Below are 21,921 nucleotides of genomic sequence, written 5' to 3'. Positions count from 1 at the left end.
CACGGACACCAGCACCGTGCGCAGCGGAGGAACCATGTTGATCACGAGTGCGAGCTACAGCCCGTTCGCGTCCGTCGAGACGAGACGCTTCATCGAGCAGGAACTCCAGCGGGACCTCGAGCGGGAGCGTCGCCACCGGGAGCGACGACTCGAGGAGGCCGCGGCCGATGGTGACGAGGGTGGGACCATGGAGTGGTGAGCCTGCCCACCACCAGCCCGACGATGATCGGGCGCGCCTCCGACCTCAGAGCGCTGCAGGCCGTGTTCGACGCCGTCGCCGCCGGCGAGTCACGCAGTGTGGTCCTGAGCGGCGAGGCCGGTATCGGCAAGACGCGCCTGCTCACCGAGTTCACGCGGTCGGTCCGGTCGTCGGCGCTCGTCATCACGGGCCAGTGCGTGGACCTCGGTGACGTCGCCGCACCCTACGCACCGGTCCTCGGCCTCATGAAGGACCTCGTCGGGCAGCGCGGGCGCGACGCGGTGCTGGAGGCCGCGGGCCCGGGCAAGGCCTCCCTCGCGACGCTGCTGCCGACACTCGGTCCCGATGCGGAGGACCAACGGGAGGGCGGCGTCGGGCGGCTCCACGAGACCGTCGCCGTGCTGTTCGAGGCGCTCTCCCGCGACCGGCCGGTCGTGGTCGTCGTCGAAGACGTCCACTGGGCAGACGGCGCGACGCTCAGCCTGCTCGCGTTCCTCGTCCGTGCCCTCACCTGCGATCGCGTGATGATCGTGCTCACCTTCCGGAGCGAGGACGTCTCCCGCGGACACCCGTTGCGCGGGTTCCTCGCCGAGCTCGACCGCACGAGGCGCGTCGAGCGGCACAGCCTCGAACGGTTGAGCCGCAGCGACGTACTCCGCCAGGCGATCGCCATCCGTGGCACGTCGCTCGACACGGTCTCGATCGACAGCGTGTACGCGCGGAGCGAGGGCGTCCCGTTCTTCGTCGAGGAGTTGCTCGGTCTCGACCAGGACCGCGACGGCGAGGGCGACGAGCTCCCGGACACGCTCCGCGAACTGCTGCTCGCGCGCTACGAGCGCCTCGCGCCCGCGACCCAACAGCTGCTGCGCGTGATCTCGGCCGGTGGCGTCTGCGTCGAGCACGCCCTCCTGGAGCGGGTGTTCACGGGCGGCCCCGACGCTCTCGACATCGGCGTGCGGGAGGCGATCGGATCGAACGTCCTCGTCGCGGACGCGACCACGTACGAGTTCCGACACGCACTGGTCCGGGAGGCGATCCACGACGATCTGCTGCCCGGCGAACGGAGCCGGTTCCACGCGGGGTTCGCCGAGGCGCTGGAGGCAGGCGTCGGTGGTGAGCCGGTCGCTGCGGCGGTGTCGCACCACTGGATGCTCGCCCGCGACTTCGGACGGGCCTTCCCCGCGACCGTGCGCGCCATGGAGCAGGCTCACGCTGCATACGCGTACAGCACGGAGTCGCAGCTCGGCGAGCGTCTCCTGGAGATCTGGGACCAGGTCCCCGATGCCGCGGCACTCGTCGGCCGCTCGCGTTCGGAACTCATGCGACGGACGGCGAGCGCCTTGCGGAACGCCGGCTGGATGGACCGGGCGATCGCCATGGTCGACGAGGTGCTCGCGACGCCCGAGGACCGCGACGACCTCGACCAGGCCAAGCTCCTCCGCGACAAGGCGTTCTACCTCGCCAACCTCGGGCGACCGGGCTCGGTGGACCTCCTCGAACAGGCGCTCGACCGGGTCCCGCCGGGCACCCCCGGCGACCTGCGCGGGGTGCTGCTGACGAGTCTCGGCGCGCGGCACATGATCATCGGGCGGCTGGAGCGGGCGATCGAGTACGCCGACGAGGCCGCCCGGGAGGCCGTCCGCACCGGTTCGGCACGGAACGCCTCGGTCGCCGCGAACATCGGTGGGATCGCGCGCATCCACCACGGTGACCTGGAGAGCGGCAGCAGGATGCTCGCGACCGCTGAGACGCTGGCGGACGGCGACGGCAGCGCCCTGCTCCGGTACCGGGTGAACGCGTCCGACATGGCGAACCTGCTCGGCTCGTACGAGGAGGCGCTTGCGTCGGCATTGGAAGGCGTCGCACGGGCGAAGGAGCTGGGTGTCGAGCGCAGCTCGGGTCTCATCCTGTCGTCGAACGCGGTCGACCCGCTGGTGGCGCTCGGGCGCTGGGACGACGCGGAGGAGCGTGTGCATCGGGCACTGGCACTGCAGCCGCCCCTCGCGTTCTCGGTGTACCTCCGCCAGTCGCTGATCCTGCTCACCCTCTGGCGAGGCGACACCGAGAGTGCGGCGACCATGTACCGCCGGTGGCGGAAGGGGATGCTCTCCCTGTCCGGCCTGGAGGTGCAGACGCGGTTCGGTGTCGCCCGCGTCGTGATGCAGGTCGGGCTGGCGGCCGGCGACCTCGGCGGGGCATGGTCGCCGGCGGGGGTCGGCGTGTTCGATGCACCGGACCACCGCCCGATGCCGGCGTACGACCTCCCGGCGCTGGCGGACGCGGCCCGCGTCCTGGCTCGGGTCCGTGTCGCGCTGGCCACCGGCACGCTCGACGTGGCGTCCGGGCCCTTCGCGGGTGTCGACGACGATCAGCTCCGGCAACTGGAGGAACGCTGGCGCGCACTGCTCGCCGAGGAGCGGTTCTGGCCGACCGCACCGCTGTGGAGCGCGCTGGTCGACGCCGAACTCGGCGGGCCGGACGGCACCGGTGACGACGTCGGTGCGTGGGAGGCGGCTCGCGCGATGGCCGAGCGTCCGTTCGCACCGGCCGCGCTCGCGCCCTACACGGCGCTCCGGCTGGCTGAGGCGCGCGTGGCCGCCGGTGATCGCCCCGGCGCACAGGACACGCTCGTCGTCGCGGTCGCCGAGGCGACGACGCTCGGTGCCGGCCTCGTGCTCGACGGTGCGCGGGCGTTGGCGGAGCGAGCGTCGCTGAACCTCGACGGCCGCCCCCGAGCGCGCGGCACGAGCGGCTCCGTCGAGTTGACCGCCCGGGAGCGCCAGGTGCTGCAGCTCATCGCGGAGGGCCTGAGCAACCCACAGATCGGCGAGCGCCTGTTCATCAGCGCGAAGACCGCGAGCGTCCACGTCTCGGCCATCCTGCGGAAGCTCGGAGTGGCGACCCGGACCGAGGCCGCCATGGTCGCCGGAGCGAGCGGGTTGCTCGCGGCGAGCGCCGGACACGCCAACTGACCCTGACGTCCGCCTGGCGGTGAAGTGGGTCCCGGCCGGAATCGAGGGGAAGCCGGCCGGGAACCCCGACAGGGCGAAAGGGTCCTGTCGGGCATCAGCGTAATCACGGAGCCGGGCGTCGCGTGGCCCGTTGCGCTCTGTGGATAGCCGGGCGCTCCAAGCATCTGTACTGATGACCGCATCGTCATCCGGAGCACGCGCGACATCGGTCCGCATCACCGACGAGCCGCACTGGCCGCTATGGTTCTCGGGTGGCGAGAGACGGATCGAGGTCGGCCGGCGGCAGAGCCCGCCGCCGTGGGCAACTCGCCGCAGCGCGTCCCGTCCAGGTCATCTCGATCGCGTTCGGGGCTGCGACCCTCGTCGGCACCCTGCTCCTGATGCTTCCCATCTCGAAGACCGGCCCGGGCGGCGCGAACCTCATCGAGGCGCTGTTCACCGCGACGAGCGCCATCTGCGTCACCGGCCACATCATCGTCGACACCCCGGTGTTCTGGACGCCGTTCGGGCATGCCGTCATCCTCGCGCTCATCCAGATCGGCGGCATCGGGGTGATGTCGTTCGCGACACTTCTCGGTCTACTCGTCGCCCGGCGGCTCGGTCTGCGGACACGGCTCACCGCGGTCAGTGAGACCCACACGTTGGCGATCGGCGACGTGCGCCGGGTCCTGCGCGGCGTCATCCTCATCGCGCTCGGCGTCGAGGCCCTCTGCGCGATCATCCTCGCCCTGCGCTGGATGATCGGTTACAACTGGGCACCGGGCGATGCGATCTGGTACGGGGTGTTCCACGCGGTGTCGGCCTTCAACAACGCCGGCTTCGCCCTGTTCAGCGACAGCATCATGGGGTACGCGACCGACCCGTGGATCTCGCTGACCATCTGCGGGGCGGTCATCCTGGGCGGGCTCGGATTCGGCGTGATCCTGGAACTCCGACGGCGGTTCCGAACGCCCTCGCGGTGGACGCTGAACACGATGACCGTCGTCGTCGGCACCGTGATCCTGCTCGTCCTCGGTTGCGGGTTCATCACCGCGTTGGAGTGGTCGAACCCGGCGACGCTCGGTGCGCTCGCTCCGGCCGACCGGCTGCTGGCGGGGTTCACCGCCGGCGTCCTCCCCCGCACCGCCGGGTTCAACAACCTCGACGTCAGTCAGATGCACCCGGTCACGTGGCTCGTCACCGACATCCTCATGTTCATCGGCGGTGGCCCGGCGAGCACCGCCGGCGGACTCAAGATCACCACCTTCGCGGTGCTGTTCTTCATCATCGTGACCGAGCTGCGCGGCGGTGCGGCGGTGAACATGTTCGGCAAGCGTCTCCCGCGGTCGACGCACCGGGAGGCCATCACCGTCGCGCTCCTGTCCGTCGGCCTCGTCGTCGGCGCAACGGCCGCGATCATGCTGATGACCGACTACAGCCTCGACCGCGTCCTGTTCGAGGTCATCTCCGCCTACGCGACGGTCGGACTCTCCACCGGCATCACCGCCTCTCTCCCGGTCGCCGCGCAGCTGATCCTGGTGGTCCTCATGTTCGTCGGCCGCATCGGCCCCATCGCCCTCGGTTCCGCGCTCGCGCTTCGGACCGAGACCCGTCTGTATGAACTCCCGAAGGAGCGTCCGATCATTGGCTAGACCGTTCAGCAACAAGCGTCAGCGCGGCGTCGAGTCCGTCGTCGTCATCGGCCTCGGACGGTTCGGGCGCGCCCTCGCCACCGAGCTCGTCGAATCGGGCACCGAGGTCCTCGGGATCGACACCGACGAGGACATCGTCCAGTCGCTGAACGGCGTCCTCACCCACGTGGTGCGTGCCGACACCACCCGTGAGGGCGTGTTGGACCAGCTCGGCATCGACGAGTTCGACCGGGTCGTGATCGCCATCGGCACCGACCTGCAGGCGAGCATCCTGACCGCGTCGCTCCTGAAGCGCCGCGGCACCACGAGCATCTGGGCGAAGGCCGTCAGCGAGCAGCACGGGCTCATCCTCGAGCAGATCGGGGTCGAGCACGTCGTCTACCCCGAGTCCGACATGGGGCGTCGCGTGGCGCACCTCGTCCGCGGCGGCGGGATGCTCGACTTCCTCGCGGTGGAGAAGGACTTCGTCATGGCCAAGACGACCGCTCCGGCAGAGGTCGTCGGGCAGACGCTGACCGCCGCGCGCATCCGCGACCGGTTCAGCGTGACCGTCGTCGCCGTCCGGCACGACGACCGGTGGACCTATGCGACCGGCGACACGATCCTCACCGCCGGCCAGCGCCTCCTGGTCCTCGGCCCGACGGACAAGACGGAGCGGTTCGCAGCGCTACCGCGGTAGACCCCGTAGCCGTCGGCGACGAAGGCTCGCACGTGCGGCGTCACCTTCGTCAGATCGATGAGCGCCGGTTCCTCAGCGCGAAGAGGGCGAGCGTCCACGTCTCGGCCATCCTGCTCAAGCTCGCCGTGGCGACCTTGCGATACTGGGCGGATGTCACAGCTGAGCCTGCAACCCATCGAGCGCCCTCGGGACGACGACGCGTTCGTCGAGTTCTTGAGCACTCACGAGTTCCCCTTCCACGTGCGGCCGCGACCGACAGCTGAGGATGCGCGTGCACGCCTGGTGGACGGCGTCGTCGACGGGCCCGGCGCCTTCGGATGTTGGGTCCTCGCAGACGGTGAGGTGGTGGGAGTCGTCACCCTCGAGGACCTGGAGGAGGACACGGCGTTGATCGACCTGCGGCTCGCCGAAGACGCCCGAGGGCGCGGGATCGGAACAGCGGTGCTGCCGGTCATCGTCAACGAGGTGTTCGGGCGGTTCCCGTCGGTCCGCAAGCTCGAAGGGCAGACCCGCGAGGACAACGTCGCCATGCGTCGTGCCTTCCGTCGGGCCGACTGGGTGAAGGAGGCCCACTACCGCGAGGGCTGGCCCGTCGACGGCGGACTGCCACTCGCATCGGTCGCCTACGCGATCCTCCGGAGCGACGTGCAGTCGGGCACGACGACGCCGGTCCCCTGGGACGACGAGCCGTGAGGCGGGCCGGCGCGCGTGTCTCGGCGCGGACCGGGAACCGCCCTTGTGAGGACCGTCCGATCACTCTCGTGCGGTCCGGTCACCCCTGCTCGGGAGGAGACCACCAGGACGAGCCGTCTTCGACGGGCGCGGGCCCAGCCACGGCGGCCAGCGCACGCAAGTACTGATCACCCGTGCGGACGAGGGTGATGGTCCGGAGTCGATAGCCCAACGGGCCGGCGTGCCACGTCGCATCAGATCGAACCTCGAGCAGATACAACCAGCGACGTCTCAGTTCGGCGGGCACACCGACCCACAGGAGGTCGGGTTTGTTCCGGCGTTCGAGCGCGCAGAGGACTCCCTCCGCGAGGAACGACCGCAACATGCCGCGGGTCGAGTCCAGATCGGGCGTCGGCCGACCGGGCGGAGGGTTCACGGGCCACTCGGGTCGAGTTTCGGAGAAGCGGCGTTGGAACGATCGATCGAACCGGACTCTGGCGATCTCGCGGACGCGGATGACCGTGTAGCCGTCGAAGAACCCTCCTGTGGCTATCGGTGCGACGAGCACCCACTTGTGACCGATGGCGACGACGAACCCATCGAGGGTCTCGTCCGGGGCGGACACCCGGTTCAGCTTCACGATCGTGGAGCTCTGCTGGGCGAGACCGAGCCGCTTGAGGATCTTTGAGCGCGTCTGCATGGCTCATTCTCCCGCGAGAAGCCGGGCATCGCCCGTCACGGCAGCAACAGCAGACGCAATTCCCTCCGGGCCGCCTCGTCGACGCCGACTGTTTCGAAGACCCCGTCCGCATCGGCGACGAACGCCCGCACGTGCGGGGTCACCTCGTCGAGGAAGGCGTCGACCTGCTCCGACGTCCACGACGCTTGGCGGTCGTGGGTCGGGCCGCTGTGGGGTGCCGTCCCCGCCACTGTGGAGCCGTCTCCAAAGAGGCGATGGCGAACCGGCAGCTGCTCACCCGCGCCGCAGTTCGGCCTTCACCGGCCGAGATTGACGATGGCCCGCTGATAGGCGTCGAGGTTCGCACGCCGCCCGACGGCGACAGCCTCGACGGCGACGGCGTGGATCTCATCCGGCGTGTAGCGGTAGACGAGTCGGTACCTCGGCTTTCCGGATCCGTCCGGGTCGAAGTAGAGCTTGCGACAATCACCCAGGTCCCCGGTGCCAACTCGCGAGTCGAGCTTCACGCCCGCGATCTTCCCGTCCCGGACGAGGACGAGCATGTCCAGCGCCATCTTCTTCGTGGCGAGGTCCGGGAGCGCGTCGATGTCTTGCTGAAAGCCCGGGAGAAGAGCAGTCAGCTTGAGGGATGCCGCCATCAGCGGTAGTCGTCAGGATCGAGGCCGAGACCGAGAGCGACATCAGCCAGGGACCCCGACCCACCAACGGCAGCGCGCTCGCGCACCAAGTGTGCGATCTCGATGTCTTCGATCACAGGCAGCAACTCCGTGTAGAGCTCGAACGGGATGACGACGCCCTCGGCACGACGGTGACCGCCGAACACCATGGGCTGCGCCATCACACCCTCGGAGCGGAACCTGCGCAACGCGTTCGGCAACTCGGTACGCGCTTCAGACGTGGGCAGCACCGGCTGGATGGGCATCGCGGAAGAGATCGACATGGCGCAAGTGTACCAACTTCTCGTCCCGAAACTCGTACGACTTTGAGGACACCTGTGGGCTAGCGATTGCTCGCAGCACGCTGGACGGCTCCGAACGTGCCGGCCGCGTACAGTCAGGGCAGCAGGAGCTGACGCAGCCTCTGTCGGGATGCTTCGTCAACTCCCAGGGTGTCGAAGACACCGTCCGCATCGGCGACGAAGGCTCGCACGTGGGGCGCCACCTCGTCGAGGAAGACGTCGACCTGCTCCGACGTCCACGACGCCTGGCGGTCGTGGGTCGGGCCGCCGTGGGGCGCCGTCCCGGCCATGGCACGGACCGATGCCGCGTAGTCGTCGACGATGGCGTCATCGGGGACGCCGGCGTTTGCGAGGAGCAGCGCGCTGATCATGCCGGTGCGGTCCCGGCCGGCTGCGCAGTGCACCAGCACCCCGGGGTCGGATGAGGCGACCGCTTCCAGCGCACCGCGGACGAGCTCCGGCAGGATGCGCACGTTGTGCTGCCAGTACTCCGGGGAGTCGAGGATCGGAAGACACACCTCGCGGAACTCCGGATGGGTCTGATCCTCGGTCGGCGCGAGCGTCATCACCAGCTCGGCTGGTGGCCGGACACCAGGGTCGGTTTCGCGCGCTCCGGTCTCATCGGCGCTGCGGAGGTCGACCACGGACCGCAGCCCCCATCGCATCGCGGCGTCCCACCCTGCAGCGGTGAGGAGCTCACGGCGGGGACCCCGCGCGACGCGCCCGCGCACGGTCAGGCCGGTGGACGACAGCGGTGTCGGCAGGCCGCCGAGATCCCTGAGGTTGCGCAGGCCGTCCCAGTCCAGATTCCGCATCTGGCAGAGCGTACCCGAACCGACCGGGCGGCTTCCGACTGCGAGTTAGCGCTTGCTGGCAGCGCGTCGGATGGCGCCGAAGACGATCGTGCCGATGATGAGGACGATGCCGATGATCCCGAGCCACAGCAGGCCCTTCAGCGCGAAGCCGACGATGGAGAGGATCGCCCAGATGACGAGGAGCACGATGATGATCTGCATGGCTTGGGTTCCTGATTCCGTGGGGTGACGGTGGTCGGTGATGGTGGCTCAGTGTATGCGGAGCTCGGCGACGAGCGGGCATGCGAACGGATCGCGAGCTCCGAGGCCGACGCGGTTGAGGTAGCGGATGACGATGCCGTACGAGCGCAGCAGCGTGGTCTCGGTGTACGGGACGTCGAGCGCGGCGCAGTGGTCGCGGACGAGTCGTCGCGCCTCTTTGAGCGCGGGGCGCGGCATCGAGGGGAACAGATGGTGCTCGACCTGGTAATTCAGGCCGCCCATGAGGAACGACACCCACCATCCGCCGACGACGTTCCGCGACGTCAGGACCTGCCGGGAGAAGAAGTCGACGTTCGCGTCATGGGCGATCGTCGGCATCCCCTTGTGGTTCGGGGCGAACGAGGCACCCATCATGACGCCGAACACCGCGAGCTGCACACCGAGGAACGCGCACGCCATGCCGAACGGCAGGAACCAGAACACGATCGTGAGGATGATCCCGAAGCGTGCGACGAGCATCACGCCCTCGATCACCCGGTCGCGCACGCCGGCCCGCGTCCCGACACCGCTGACGACGGAGCGGATCGCGAGCCAGTGCAGGTTGAGGCCTTCGAGGGTGAGGAGGGGGAAGAACAACCAACCCTGGTGACGGTAGAAGATCCTCGCCGCCCGGTTCCGCACGGTGTCGACGTCCTCCGGCAGGAAGCGGATCGTGTCGGGCTGGATGTCGGGGTCCTTGCCCACCGTGTTCGGGTTGCCATGGTGACGGGTGTGCTTGTTCATCCACCACGAGTAGCTCAGTCCGACCAGGAAGGTGCCGAGGAAACGGCCCGCCCAGTCGTTCCACGCACGGGACTCGAACACCTGCCGATGCGCGGCCTCGTGGGACAGGAAGGCGAACTGCGTGAACAGCACGCCCAGCGCCGCCGCGACCAACAGCTGCAGCCAGGAGTCACCGAGGAACGCGAAGGCGACCCAGCAACCGGCGGTGGCCAGCACCAGGACGGCGAACAGCGTCCAGTAGAAGCCGTAGCGTCGTCGAAGCAGACCGGCCGACTTCACCTCGGCGAGGATCTCGGAGTAGCTCGAGGTCCCGCCTGTCCGGGGTCTCCCACTGGGGCCGGTCTTCCGGAACCCGCTGCTGCGTTCGACCGTCATCGGACGCCCTCCGCCGGTGCGACAGGCGGTCTCGTCGACCACGATGGTCGCCGACGGCGCGCGAGAAGAAGGCCGACGGGGTGCGTGCTCATGAGGCTCCTGGGCATCATCAGAAAGGACGAACAATCCGGCAACCGGGGTCTGGGGCAGCGCTCGTTCAGCGTAGAACGGTCTCGCGACCCGGTGCAAATCCGCACGAGCGGATCTCGATCACCGGCGGTCATGGACGACCTCCGGCCTCGGTTACGGTTGATCCGCTGATCAACAGATGAGGACGAACACGCCCATGGACGACACGCGCGAAGCACGGCTCATCGAGACGTTCGTGACCCTCACCGACAGCCTCGTCGCCGACTACGACGTCGTCGACGTGCTGCAGACGCTGGTCGACCGGGCGGTCGAATTGTTCGACGCCGCCGCCGGGGCCATCCACCTGGCAGACCGCGACGACGTCCTGCAGGTCGTCGCGTCCACGAGCGAGCGGAGCGAGTTCATCGGTCTCCTCCAACTCAACGCCGGCGAGGGGCCGTGCATCGCAGCGGTGACGACCGGCCGACTGGTCACCGCGGAGAGCGCCGAGGAGCTCCAGGAACACTGGCCGAGGTTCGCGGAGGCCTCGAAGGAACGCGGATACGCGGGCGTCCACGCGATCCCCATGCGGCTCCGCGACACGACCGTCGGGTCACTGAACCTGTTCCGCGAGACCGAGGGCGCCCTCAACGGCGCCGACGCCCGCGCCGCCCAGGCGCTGGCCGATGTCGCGACGATCAGCCTCCTCCAGCAACGCACGATCGAGAACGCGACGCTCGCCACCGAGCAACTCCAACGCGCACTCGAGAGCCGGGTCGCCATCGAGCAGGCGAAGGGGTATCTGGCCCGTGCGGCGGGGGTCGACATGGACACGGCCTTCGGGATGATCCGGCAGTACGCACGCACCCGCCAGCGGCGGCTCGGTGACGTCGCCGCTGCGGTCGCCCGCGAGGAGGTGCCGCTCCACGAGGTCACGGCGGCCGGCTCCCCTGGAGCGGACGGCGCCTGACCACCGTTGCGGCCGTGGGGCGGCTGGTCGATCCTCCACAACCCACTCCAAACTCAGCCGGAACAGGGCAGGATGGAGGTTCGAACATCACCGAGCACTCTCGAAGGAACACACCCATGGCAGGCCTCAGCCTCTCCAAAGGCAACAACCTCTCGCTCACGAAGACCAGTCCAGGGCTGACCATCGCCACGGTCGGTCTCGGGTGGGACCCGCGCACGACCGTCGGCGTCGCGTTCGACCTCGACGCCTCCGCCATCCTCGTCGCCGAGAACGGCAAGATCCGAACCCCCGCGGACTTCATCTTCTACAACCAGATGTCGACGCCCGACGGCTCGGTCGTGCACCAGGGCGACAACCGCACCGGCGAGGGTGACGGCGACGACGAGCAGATCACGATCGACCTCCGCGCCGTGGAGCCCGACGTCTCACGCATCGTCATCGCGGTCTCGATCCACGACGCCGACAACCGCCGCCAGAACTTCGGCCAGGTCCGCGACGCCTTCTGCCGGGTCATGGACCAGGACCAGCAGGAGATCGTCCGCTACGACCTCACCGAGGACGCCTCCCAGGAGACGGCGATGCTGTTCGCCGAGATCTATCGGTACAACTCGGAGTGGAAGTTCCGTGCCGTCGGCCAGGGCTACACCACCGGCCTGGCAGGCATCGCGGGCGACTTCGGCGTCCCGCTCGACTGAGTCGGCACGATCACCCACGCAGCCCTCGGTCGGATTCGGCCGAGGGCTGCGTGGTTTACAACATCCCGATCACGCCTTCCGACGACGTCCTGCCGAGCGTGGCGGCGCTGCCCGGAGGTGCTCGCTGACCCGCCCGAGGATGCGGGCGAGCTCGCTGACGTCGTCGTCGTCGAGTGGCGCGAAGAGCAGGTCCCTGACGGCCTGGATGTGGCCAGGGAACACTGCGGCGAGCACGTCCCGGCCAGCTGTCGTGATCGCCACGACCGTGCTGCGCTCGTCGTCCGGTGACGGCGAGCGGGTGATGAGTCCCCGCTGTTCGAGCAACTGCGCCTGGTAGGTGAGCCCGCTGCGGCTGTAGACCACGCCGTCCGCGAGATCCGTCATGCGCTGGTGACCGTCCGGCGCATCACCGAGGCGCGCCAGCAACTGGAACTGGACGTAGCTCAACTCCCCCGCCTCACGGAGCTGCTGCTCGACCGCCGGACGCAGGAGGCTACTCACCTCGGTGAACGCGAAGTACGCGCCGAGCTCGGTCGGGGTGAGGGATGCAGGGGTTTCGGCCATGGATCCATTCTAGGTGTTGCTTCGAGTTCGAAGCAGTGTTATCGTCATGCCAGTTGCTTCAAATTCGAAGCACTTGACGAAGGAGAGCATCATGCAGGCAGTCCAGTTCCACGAGGTCGGCGGACCCGAGGTCCTCCACTACAGCGACATCGAGCAGCCGATTCCAGCCGCGGGGCAGGTGCGCATTCGCGTCGCCGCGTCGGCGTTCAACGCGGCCGACAACGGCATGCGGGCCGGCTTCCTGCCGATCCCGGTCCAGCTCCCCCACGTCCCCGGCTACGACGTGTCGGGCACGGTCGACGCGCTCGGCGAGGGCGTCGAGGGACTCGCCGTCGGCGACGCCGTGATCGGTTTCCTCCCGATGGAGCTCGACGGCGGCGCGGCGGAGTACGTCGTCGCACCGGCGGAGGCCGTCGTCGCAGCACCGACGACCATCCCGCTCGCGGACGCCGCCGCCCTCCCCTCGGTCGCCCTGACCGCCTGGCAGGCGCTGTTCGACGACGGCGGTCTCGAGTCGGGTCAGCGCGTCCTGATCGTCGGCGCCGGCGGGGTCGTCGGCAAGTACGCGATCCAACTCGCCAAGCGCGCCGGGGTGCACGTCATCGCGACGGCCAGCCCGCGGAGTGAGGCGGCGGTCCGGGCCGCCGGAGCGGACGAGGTCGTGGACCACACGGCGTCCGACCTCCTCGGTGCAGTGTCGGCACCCATCGATGTCCTCCTCAACCTCGCGCCGATCGACCCGGAGCAGTTCGAGGCGCTCGTCGGGCTCGTCCGCGACGGCGGTGCAGTGGTGAGCACCACCGCGTGGATGCCGACGCCTGGGGACGAGGCGCGGCAGGTCCGCGCGGCGACGGTCTTCGTCCTGCGGAACCGCGACCGACTGTCCACCCTCGTGTCCCTCGTCGACGAAGGGTCGCTGACGGTCGAGGTGACGCGCCGGATCCCGCTCACGGAGCTGCCCGCGCTCCACGCCGAAGCCGCTGCCGGCCGGATCGCCGGCAAGGTGATCGTCCTGCCGGCATGATCAGCCCGGTTCGTCGCGACCGGACAGACGGCGATCCCGTCCAAGGTGACGATGGTCACCCCGGACGGGATCGGTGCTGTGTCGGCGCGGGCTACGACGCGACGCGTCGGCGACGGACGACCAGCCACGCGCCGGCTGCGAGGAGCAGCCCGGCCAGGCCGACGAATCCGACGACCGAGACACCGGTGGTCGACAGCGCCCCAGGACCGGAGCCCGCAGCGCCGGGAGCCGCGGCATCCGCGGCCAGGACGGTCAGCGCCGCCTCGGCCGTGATGCCGGAGTCCGCGCCCAGCGCCTGCAGGGTGTGTGCACCCGGCACCACCGAAGCGGGCACCGTGAGCGTCGCCACGAACGCACCCGAAGCGTCCGCGACGACGGTCCCGAGGTCGGTCGGGGTGGAGAACAGCGTGAACCGCACCTGCTCCCCCGCGGCGAAGCCGGACCCGGACACCGAGATCGACTCACCCACCCGCACCGACGGCTGGTCGATCGTCAGCGTGCCCTCGGCACCGGGCACCGCGATCCGCTGTGGGCCGACGCTCTCGAGGGTCGGGACGACCGGGTTCATGAGGCCCGTCTCCGGGTCGAACGTCAGCCGGTCGATCGTCGTCTCGCGGTGCTGGCCGTCACCACCCGGGATGGCGAACCGGTGGTAGACGATGTACCAGTCGTCGGTTCCCGGCACGTTGAGGATCGAGCTGTGACCCGTGGCGAGGATGCCGAGTTCGGGTTTCTTCTGCAGGATCACACCGTGGTACGTCCACGGGCCGTCGACGCTCGTAGCCGTCGCGTAGCCGACCCGGTAGTTCTCCGAGCCGGTGTCGTCGATCGAGTACGTCAGGTGGTAGATCCCGTCCCGGTAGTTGACGAAGGCGCCCTCACGGAAGTCGGTCAGGCCGTCGATGCGCTTGAGCGTGTCGGCCTTGATCGACAGCATGTCGTCCGACAGCTCGGCGTACACCGGCGAGCCGTTGCCCCAGAACAGGTAGCTCTTCCCCGTCACCGGGTCGGTGAACGTGGCCGGGTCGATCGCCTGTCCCGAGGTCACCGCTTCGTCGTTGAGGATCATCGCATTCGGCTGAGCCGTGAACGGACCGGTCGGACTGTCCGCGACGGCGACGCCGATGGTCTTCCGGTCGACCGAGGGGTTGTGTCCGCTGAAGTAGAAGAAGAACTTCCCGTCCTTCTCGCCGATCGTCGGTGCCCAGGCGTTGCCGGTCGCCCACGGCACGTTCCCGTTCGCGCCGTCGAGCGTGAGGATCGGCTCCGCCGAACGCTCCCAGTCGACGAGGTCCTTGGACGACCAGACGAAGAACTCCTTGCCACCCCAGCCGGCGAAGCCGTCGGAGGTCGCATAGATGTAGTAGGTGTCGCCCCAGACGAAGACGTTCGGGTCGGCGTAGAGACCGGGGATGACCGGGCTCTTCATCTCGACCGCCCGCATCGTCCACGTCACGGCCTCACCCGAGGTCGGCGTCAACGTCACGGTCACGGGGCTGCTGAGGTCGACGGCGGTCCCCGAGGCGGGGCTCGCCGTGACACCGGCCGCGGTCGTGAACGTCGGGCTCAAGACGGTGCGGTCCGTTCCGGGGCGCACCGGGAAGACGACCTCGTGACGGTCGTTGTCGACGATCGGGGCGGTCTTGAGCACGTCCTCCTCGAGGCCGATGTCGGTGAGTGCCGCGGTGTTCCCGGAGCCGGCGAGCACCTCGTCCGCCGAGAGCGCGCGGTTGTAGATCGCGAACTCGCGGAACGCACCCTTCAGCCGGTTGTCGGCGTCGTAGTTCGAACGGCCCAGGTAGTTGGCGCTCGTCCACCCGCCGCCGATGTCGCCCGGATCTGAGGTGACGGTCCCGGTCCCGACGGCGATGCCGTCGAGGTAGATCGTGGCCGTCGTGCCCTGCAACGTGTACGTCAGCTTCGCCCAGCGACCACGCGTCAGGTCCTTGCCCTGCGACACCGTCTGCTCCGTGCTCCAGTTGCCGGTCGCGAGGCTCGTCCGATACGCGTTGCCGGTGCTGAACAGGTAGCCGTCGCCGGCGCCACCGGTGGTGTTGCCGAGCCCGTAGATGAAGTACGGGTTGGCCTGCGTCGGGTCGATCCAGACCTCCGCCTCCACCGTGACGTCCTTCACGCCGGCGAGCAGGTTGTCCGGCAGCTTGACGTAGTCGTCGCCGCCGTCGAGCTGCAGCGCGCCGTCGGAGAAGGTCGCACCGCCCTCGACCGCTGCGTCGAGGCCGTTGCCGGACACGTCGGTGAGCGTCGAGCCGTCGGACTCGGCGAAGTCGTAACGGACGATCTCGCCGTCCTCGTTCGCGGGCACCGGCTCGGGTGCTCCGCCGAGGCTGTCCTCGAGCAGTTGCAGCTCTGCGGCCGTGACCGGGAGCACCGTGCCGTGACGCGGGCTCGCGGGCAGGTCGTAGTCCTTCGCGACCTGCCAGTCCGGGTTCGCGATGTCCTCGGTCTCGAGCGGGATGTAGCCGCGTCCGCCGTACTCGTCGACGAAGAGGTAGAACTTGTCACCGTTGACGTCGCCAGGGTTGGCGGCGAACGCCGTCGGCCCCTCGACCGCACTGGTGCCGGCATCGCGACCGATGCAGGTGTCGAGCACCGTCCAGGATTCGAGCGTGGCCCGCAGGTCCGTCGAGGACTCCTGGATGATGTCGGCGCACCCGGTGCCACCGGCGCCCTCGTCCTTGGTGAAGCGGTAGTAGGTGTCGCTCGACTTGATCACCGTCGAGTCGATCCGCGAGACACCCTGGTCCTGCCAGACCTGCGGCTCGCTGAACGTCGTGAAGTCGCGGGTGGTCGCGTACATCATGCGGTGGTAGCTGTTCCCGGTGTGGTCCGGGTCGTCGGCGCCGTAGAGCGACGAAGCCCAGAAGACCACGTACGCGCCGATGGTGTCGTCGTAGTACGCCTCGGGTGCCCAGGTGTTGCCCGCGTTCTCCGGTGCGACCTCGATGTGCCGCTGGTCGGACCAGGTCACGAGGTCGTGGGACTCCCACACCTCGAGGTAGTGGCTGCCCTTCCGGACCGAGTCACCCCAGGACGTGCCGCTGCCGATCGAGAGGTCGGTGGCGATGAGGTAGAAGGTGTCGCCCTCGGGAGAGCGGATGAGGAACGGGTCGCGCAGCCCCTTCGTACCCTCGTCCGAGGTGAGGACCGGGCGTCCGGCGTTGAGTTCGTTCCAGTCGAGCGCGTTGTTGCCCTCACTGGCGGCGAAGTAGATGTTCTCGCCGGCGAGCGAGTTGCCGGTGAAGTAGGCGAAGGCGTACCCCTCGTAGTCGGGGGTCGCGATGGCCGCGCGGACCGTCGCGCTGAACTCGCGGGTCGCGGTCGCCTCTCCCTGGCTCAGCGTGGCGGTCAGGGTGACGGTGGTGTCCGTGGCGGGCCGCGTCACGACACCGTCGGTGGTGATCACGGTGGTGTCCGACGACGCCCAGGCGATGTCGATCCCCTCGGGGGCTCCCGGCAGGGTCAGATTGCCGCGCACGTCGTCGACGTTCGCGATCGAGAGCGCCGCCGCGGCGGCGTCCAGATCCTCCTGCGCCGTGGGGGCGGCTCGGAAGCTGGACTGGGATGTCACTGCCGGGACGGTCCCCGGCGACACCGCTGCGGCAGCGCCGGAGGCACCGACGAGCGGCAGGATCAGGGCCGCGATGGAGGTCGCGACGACCGTTTTGAGGCGCAGTTGTCTCATGGGGGTTGGTTCTCCTGGTTCGGCGTCGTTGTCGAGCGGGATGGAACGGGTGGTGCGGTGGGGTGTGCGGGCGTCAGGTCTTGCGTTTGCGCGAGACCACGAGTCGCTGGAGGAGGACGAAGACGAGCAGGATGCCGCCGGTGATGATGGTGGTCGCCTCCGGCGGGATGCTGCCGTCGCGGGTGATGAGCACGTTCATGAGGCCGAGGACGAGCGCGCCGACGACGGAGCCGAGGACGAAGCCGGCGCCTCCGGTCAGCAGCGTGCCACCGATGATGACCGCGGCGATGGCGTCGAGCTCCCAGCCGACGCCCGTGATGTTCTGGGCGATGCCGAGCTTCGAAGTGTAGACGACGGCCGCGAGGCCAGCCAGCGTGCCGCTGATCACGTAGACCATGAGCTTCGTGCGGACGACGGGCAGCCCCATGAGCAGCGCCGACTGCTCCGAGCCGCCGATCGCGTAGACGGTCCGGCCGAGGCGGGTCTTGTGGAGCACCACGAACGCCGCGGCGACGACGAGCAGGGCGATCAGGACGTTCGGGGTGGTGATGAGGTCGTTGATCTTCGGGCCGTCGATCACCTTCCACTCGGTGGAGAGCGAACGGATCGGCGAGTCGTCGGCGAGACGCTCCGGGGTGGTGCTGAGCATCGAGGCGAGACCGCGCCCGAGGAACATCATCGCGAGGGTGGCGATGAACGGTTGCACGTTGAAGTACTGCACGAGCACGCCCGAGAACACGCCGAACGCGGAGCCGATCAGGATCATGATCACCATGACCGCGATCGGGTTCCAGCCCGAGTTCGCGAGCATCACCCCGATCAGACTGCTGATGGCGATGATCGCGCCGACGGAGAGGTCCACGCCGCCCGTGAGGATCACGAAGGTGAGCCCGACGGCGAGGATGATCAGGTAGGCGTTGTTGATGAGCAGGTTCGAGATCGTGCTGGCCTGGACGATCCGTCCGTAGGCGATCTCGCCGTAGACGACCATGCCGATGAAGATGACGACGGCAGCCAGGGTGGGCAGGGTCTCGAGGTTGGGCGTCAGCCGGGACAGCAGCGAGCGCCGCGGGAGCACCGGAGCGTCAGGTGCGGGTCGGTCGGTGAGGGTGCTCATGCGGACACCGTTTCCTTTCGCGTGGGGACCGACGCCGTGGGCGTCGTCCGGGACTTCCGCCGGGCGAACAGGGCTCTCACGCGCTGTGACTGGAGGAGGCAGATGATCACGATCACGACGGCCTTGAATGCCGGCGTCGCCGAGGAGGGGATGGAGAGGAACACGATCGTCTTGTCGAGCGTCGCGATGAGGAGCGCGCCGATCACGCTGCCGGTGAGGGAGAACTTGCCACCGGCGAGCGAGGTGCCGCCGATGACGACCGCGAGGATGGCGTCCATCTCCGCGTTCAACCCGGTCTTCGCGACCTCGACCGTCATGACGCTGGCGGTGCTGAAGATCCCGGCGACACCCGCGAGGACGGCGCTCACGATATAGACGGCGATGAGGATGCCGATCGGGCGGATACCCGCCATCCGGGCGGCGCGCGGGTTGATGCCGATCGACTCGATCATCAGGCCGAGCGCGGTGCGCCGGACGAGGAACGCGACGATCGCGACGATGACACCGGCGATGATGAAGACCACGGGGAAGCCGAACACCGTGCCGTTGGCGAGCCAGCGGAAGGGCTCGTTCGTGGCGGAGGTGTTCTGCCCCGAGGTGATGACCTTCGCGAGGCCGCGGCCGGCGAGCATCGTGATCAGGGTGGTGATGAACGGCTGCAGGCCGACGATCGAGACGAGCACTCCGTTGACGGTGCCGAGGAAGGCACTCACGGCGAGCGCGAGCAGCGCTGCGACGATGGCCGAACCCGCGTCGCCGCCGCTCTGGTTGCTCATGAACTCCATCGACACGGCGCCGGAGACCGCCATGACGGAACCGACCGAGAGGTCGATGCCGCGGGTGGCGATCACGAGCGTCATCCCGACCGCGATCATCATGATCGGGGCGCTCGCACGCAGGATGTCGATGGGGTTGCCCGACAGGTTGCCGGTCGTGCCGTTGACGGAGACCCCGAGGTAGCCGGGGTCCTTGACGAGGTTGATGACGAGCAGGAGCAGCAACGTCACGATCGCCCAGATGTAGGGCTGGTGGACGATGGTGCTGACGACGCCGCGGGCCGAGCCCTGGCCTCCGCGTGCGGAGCCGTGCCCGCCGCGTGCGGAGGAACCGGAACGGGCCGGCCCCTGACTGGTGGCGCTCACGTGGCGCTCCCTTCGGTGGCGATCAGGTCGACGATGGTGTCTGCGGTGACTTCGGGTCCGTTGACGATCTCGCCGATCTTACGGTGGTCCTTCAGCACGACGATCCGCTCGCTCAAACGCACGACCTCCTCGAGCTCGGAGGAGATGAACACGACGGACATCCCGTCCTCGGCGAGCGCGGCGATCGCCTCCTGGATCTCGGCCTTGGCGCCGACGTCGATGCCGCGGGTCGGCTCGTCGAGCACGATGAGCTGCGGCTTCGTCGCCAACCATCGGCCGAGGAGCACCTTCTGCTGGTTACCACCGGAGAGGTTCTTGATGGGTCGTTCCGGGTCGGAGGGGCGGACGTTGAGTTCGAGCAGGTACTTGTCGCAGAGCTCGTTCTGCTCGCGGCGGGAGAGCGGGCGCGCCCAGCCCCTGCGGGCCTGGACGGCGAGGATGAGGTTCTCGCGCACGGTCAGGTCGCCGATGATGCCTTCGTCGCGTCGGTTCTCCGTGGAGAAGGCGATCTGCTTCGACAGGCCGGCCATGGGCGTGTGGACCTCGGCGGTCGTGCCGTCGATCGTGACCGTGCCGGAGTCGGGACGGTCGGCACCGTAGATGAGCCGACCCAGCTCGGTGCGGCCCGACCCGAGGAGCCCCGCGAGACCGACGACCTCGCCGGCGTGGACCTCGATGTCGACGGGGTCAATCGAGCCCTTCCGCCCGAGGTCCTTGGCGCTGTAGAACGCCGGGGTGTCGGCTGTGGCGGTCCGGCCGCGGTTGGAGCCCAGGGCGGCGAGCGCGCCGTAGTCCTTGCCGATCATCTTGGAGATGAGCTCGGTGCGGTTGAGGTCGGCGGTGCGGTACTCCCCGACGAACTCACCGTTGCGGAGCACCGTGAGTCGGTCGCTGATCGCGTAGACCTGGTCGAGGAAGTGGGAGACGAAGAGGATCGCGACGCCCTGGTCGCGCAGTCGGCGCATGACCTGGAAGAGGCCCTCCACCTCGTTGGCGTCGAGGCTGGAGGTCGGCTCGTCGAGGATGAGCACCTTCGACTTGGTGACCATGGCCCGGCTGATCGCGACGAGCTGTTGCAGCGCGAGCGAGATGCTCGAGAGCGGCTGCTTGGGGTCGATGTGCCCGAGGCCGAGCCCGACGAGCGCTTCGTGTGCAGCTTCGTGGGTGCGGCGCCAGTTGATGCCGAAGGGACCGCGGACCTCGTGGCCGAGCATCACGTTCTCGCCGACGGTGAGGTTGTCGCAGAGGTTCACTTCTTGATAGACGGTCGAGATGCCGGCGCTCTGCGCGTCCGCCGTTCCGGAGAAGGAACGGGGGCCTCCGGCGACCAGGATCGTACCGGAGTCGATCTTGTACACACCGGTGAGCGCCTTGATGAGCGTCGACTTGCCGGCGCCGTTCTCGCCCATGAGCGTGTGGACCTCGCCGGGGAAGAGACGGAAGTCCACGTCTTGCAGGGCTTTGACGCCCGGGAACTCGATGGAGATGTGCTGCATCTCGACGATCGGCTCGGTGATTGCCATGTCTGCCTGGTCGTTCTGCCGGTCGATCCGGCGTCGTCGCCGGGGAGTCTGGTCCCCGGGAAGCGGGTGGGCGGTCGCCCGGCAGCGAGGGAGTGGCTGCCGGGCGACCGGGTCGGATCAGTAGGCGCGTTCGGGCAGTGCTGCCGTCGCGGCGTCCGGGGAGTCGAACGTGACGCTCGGCACCACGATGTCCGATTCGACCTTGTCGCCGGCGAGTGCCTTCTTGACGATGTCGATCGCGGTCTCACCGAACAGCGGGTTGTACTCGGCGACGAAGCTCAGGCGTCCGGCGGCGAGTGCTTCGAGCGCCGCCTTGGTGCCGTCGATCGTGATGATCTTGACGTCGGTTCCGGGCTTCAGGCCGGCCTCCTCGACGGCGAGTGCAGCGCCGAGGCCCATCTCGTCGTTCTGTGCGAAGACGAGCTGGACGTCGTTGTTGTTCGCCTTGAGGATGGTCTCGAAGACGCTCTTCGCCTCTTCGGTGGACCAGTTGGCCGACTGCGACTCGAGCTTGGTGAAGTTCGGGTCGATGGTGTCGTCCCAGCCCTTGTTGCGGTCGTTGACGACGGAGAGGCCGGGAGGGCCCTCGAGGACGACGTACTTGGCGCCGTCGGGGAACTGACCGTTCGCCCACTCGGCGGCCGAGGCGCTGATGCCGACGTTGTCGGGGGCGATGCGGCTCGTGTAGAGCTCGGTGTCGTTCGGCTCGATGCCGCGGTCCAGCAGGACCACGGGGATCTCGGCCTCCTTCGCGCGCTCCAGGACGCTCTCCCAGCCGGTCGCCTCGGTGGCGGACAGCAGGATGGCGTCGACGCCCTCGTCGATGAACGAGGTGAAGGCGGTGATCTGCGAGTTCTGGTCGCCGTTCGTCGCCGGTGCGTACTTGAGGTCGAAGCCGTTCTCCTTCGAGAAAGAGTCCTGGATGTTCTTCTCGTTCGCGGTGCGCCATCCGCCTTCGGGACCGACGGCCACGAAGCCGATGGTGGTGAGTTCGCCGTCGGAACCGGCGTCGCCGTCGGAGCTTCCGGAACCGCTCGAGCAGGCGGTCGCGCTGAACGCGAGAGCGCCGACCAGGGCGAGGCCCGCGAGTGCGCGGACACGTGTTGTCTTGAACATTGTTCTCCTCTTT

Annotated in this window: 21 protein-coding genes; 8 read left to right on the top strand and 13 right to left on the bottom strand. The window is 68.7% G+C overall.

What is annotated here, in order from left to right; translation table 11 throughout:
• Positions 1-34 precede the first annotated feature (34 nt).
• From IFU11_RS14600 to IFU11_RS14580, 5 genes are all read left to right on the top strand, one after another.
• Positions 35-199: a hypothetical protein gene (locus IFU11_RS14600; RefSeq protein ID WP_192019402.1), complete on the top strand. Its 165-nt coding sequence runs from the start codon at positions 35-37 to the stop codon at positions 197-199.
• A complete protein-coding gene (locus IFU11_RS20655) occupies positions 196-3,171 on the top strand; it encodes a helix-turn-helix transcriptional regulator (RefSeq protein ID WP_192019401.1) in 2,976 nt (991 codons plus the stop codon). The genes IFU11_RS14600 and IFU11_RS20655 overlap by 4 nt, the downstream gene beginning before the upstream one ends.
• Before the next feature lie 251 nt (positions 3,172-3,422).
• Positions 3,423-4,802: a TrkH family potassium uptake protein gene (locus IFU11_RS14590; RefSeq protein ID WP_191940235.1), complete on the top strand. Its 1,380-nt coding sequence runs from the start codon at positions 3,423-3,425 to the stop codon at positions 4,800-4,802.
• Positions 4,795-5,481 (top strand): potassium channel family protein, encoded by a 687-nt coding sequence (locus IFU11_RS14585; RefSeq protein WP_228501455.1) that lies wholly within the window; start codon positions 4,795-4,797, stop codon positions 5,479-5,481. Before IFU11_RS14590 ends, IFU11_RS14585 begins: the two co-directional genes overlap by 8 nt.
• Positions 5,482-5,631: 150 nt before the next feature.
• Positions 5,632-6,174 carry a GNAT family N-acetyltransferase gene (locus IFU11_RS14580; protein ID WP_192019399.1) on the top strand — a complete coding sequence of 181 codons (543 nt, stop codon included), beginning with the start codon at positions 5,632-5,634 and terminating at the stop codon, positions 6,172-6,174.
• 79 nt (positions 6,175-6,253) lie between these two features.
• On the opposite strand, the gene IFU11_RS14575 is transcribed toward IFU11_RS14580, so the two are convergent.
• The 7 genes from IFU11_RS14575 to IFU11_RS14545 form a co-directional block, all read right to left on the bottom strand.
• On the bottom strand, positions 6,254-6,853 hold the full coding sequence (locus IFU11_RS14575; RefSeq protein WP_191940232.1) for a hypothetical protein: 600 nt from the start codon (positions 6,851-6,853) through the stop codon (positions 6,254-6,256).
• Positions 6,854-6,888: 35 nt separating this feature from the next.
• Positions 6,889-7,083, bottom strand: a complete 195-nt coding sequence (locus IFU11_RS14570; protein WP_191940231.1) for a hypothetical protein — start codon at positions 7,081-7,083, stop codon at positions 6,889-6,891.
• 66 nt (positions 7,084-7,149) lie between these two features.
• Positions 7,150-7,491 (bottom strand): hypothetical protein, encoded by a 342-nt coding sequence (locus IFU11_RS14565; RefSeq protein WP_228501453.1) that lies wholly within the window; start codon positions 7,489-7,491, stop codon positions 7,150-7,152.
• Complete coding sequence (locus tag IFU11_RS14560) at positions 7,491-7,793, bottom strand: hypothetical protein (protein ID WP_192019398.1); 303 nt, start codon at positions 7,791-7,793, stop codon at positions 7,491-7,493. Before IFU11_RS14560 ends, IFU11_RS14565 begins: the two co-directional genes overlap by 1 nt.
• A gap of 113 nt (positions 7,794-7,906) precedes the next feature.
• Positions 7,907-8,626, bottom strand: coding sequence for a tyrosine-protein phosphatase (locus tag IFU11_RS14555; RefSeq protein WP_192019397.1), 720 nt, complete (start codon positions 8,624-8,626; stop codon positions 7,907-7,909).
• A gap of 45 nt (positions 8,627-8,671) precedes the next feature.
• Positions 8,672-8,827: a hypothetical protein gene (locus tag IFU11_RS14550; RefSeq protein WP_162852293.1), complete on the bottom strand. Its 156-nt coding sequence runs from the start codon at positions 8,825-8,827 to the stop codon at positions 8,672-8,674.
• Positions 8,828-8,875: 48 nt separating this feature from the next.
• Positions 8,876-9,985: a fatty acid desaturase family protein gene (locus IFU11_RS14545; RefSeq protein ID WP_192019396.1), complete on the bottom strand. Its 1,110-nt coding sequence runs from the start codon at positions 9,983-9,985 to the stop codon at positions 8,876-8,878.
• 286 nt (positions 9,986-10,271) lie between these two features.
• On the opposite strand from IFU11_RS14545, the gene IFU11_RS14540 reads away from it, so the two are divergent.
• Together IFU11_RS14540 and IFU11_RS14535 are read left to right on the top strand one after the other, a co-directional pair.
• Entirely contained in the window at positions 10,272-11,024 is a 753-nt protein-coding gene (locus tag IFU11_RS14540; RefSeq protein WP_192019395.1) for a GAF and ANTAR domain-containing protein, read from the top strand.
• Between the two features lie 116 nt (positions 11,025-11,140).
• Positions 11,141-11,719 carry a TerD family protein gene (locus IFU11_RS14535; protein WP_064295082.1) on the top strand — a complete coding sequence of 193 codons (579 nt, stop codon included), beginning with the start codon at positions 11,141-11,143 and terminating at the stop codon, positions 11,717-11,719.
• A gap of 69 nt (positions 11,720-11,788) precedes the next feature.
• Here IFU11_RS14535 and IFU11_RS14530 read toward each other — a convergent pair whose 3' ends face one another.
• The gene (locus IFU11_RS14530; RefSeq protein WP_192019394.1) at positions 11,789-12,283 is read right to left on the bottom strand and encodes a MarR family winged helix-turn-helix transcriptional regulator; all 495 of its coding nucleotides are present in this window, start codon (positions 12,281-12,283) and stop codon (positions 11,789-11,791) included.
• A gap of 91 nt (positions 12,284-12,374) precedes the next feature.
• On the opposite strand from IFU11_RS14530, the gene IFU11_RS14525 reads away from it, so the two are divergent.
• Entirely contained in the window at positions 12,375-13,307 is a 933-nt protein-coding gene (locus IFU11_RS14525) for an NADP-dependent oxidoreductase (protein WP_192019393.1), read from the top strand.
• 91 nt (positions 13,308-13,398) lie between these two features.
• Here the strand turns inward: IFU11_RS14525 and IFU11_RS14520 are convergent, their stop codons facing one another.
• From IFU11_RS14520 to IFU11_RS14500, 5 genes are all read right to left on the bottom strand, one after another.
• Positions 13,399-17,010 (bottom strand): family 43 glycosylhydrolase, encoded by a 3,612-nt coding sequence (locus IFU11_RS14520; protein WP_192019392.1) that lies wholly within the window; start codon positions 17,008-17,010, stop codon positions 13,399-13,401.
• A gap of 73 nt (positions 17,011-17,083) precedes the next feature.
• Entirely contained in the window at positions 17,084-18,127 is a 1,044-nt protein-coding gene (locus IFU11_RS14515) for an ABC transporter permease (protein ID WP_079704715.1), read from the bottom strand.
• Positions 18,124-19,269: an ABC transporter permease gene (locus tag IFU11_RS14510; protein WP_341864847.1), complete on the bottom strand. Its 1,146-nt coding sequence runs from the start codon at positions 19,267-19,269 to the stop codon at positions 18,124-18,126. Before IFU11_RS14510 ends, IFU11_RS14515 begins: the two co-directional genes overlap by 4 nt.
• Positions 19,266-20,792 carry a sugar ABC transporter ATP-binding protein gene (locus tag IFU11_RS14505; RefSeq protein WP_079704714.1) on the bottom strand — a complete coding sequence of 509 codons (1,527 nt, stop codon included), beginning with the start codon at positions 20,790-20,792 and terminating at the stop codon, positions 19,266-19,268. The genes IFU11_RS14510 and IFU11_RS14505 overlap by 4 nt, the downstream gene beginning before the upstream one ends.
• A 117-nt stretch (positions 20,793-20,909) precedes the next feature.
• Complete coding sequence (locus tag IFU11_RS14500; RefSeq protein WP_086472835.1) at positions 20,910-21,908, bottom strand: ABC transporter substrate-binding protein; 999 nt, start codon at positions 21,906-21,908, stop codon at positions 20,910-20,912.
• Positions 21,909-21,921 lie beyond the last annotated feature (13 nt).

Source organism: Plantibacter sp. CFBP 8804 (assembly GCF_014841225.1).
GTDB lineage: Bacteria > Actinomycetota > Actinomycetes > Actinomycetales > Microbacteriaceae > Plantibacter > Plantibacter auratus.
Note: the sequence above shows the minus strand (reverse complement) of the source record. Positions and strands in the feature narration are given on the sequence as shown.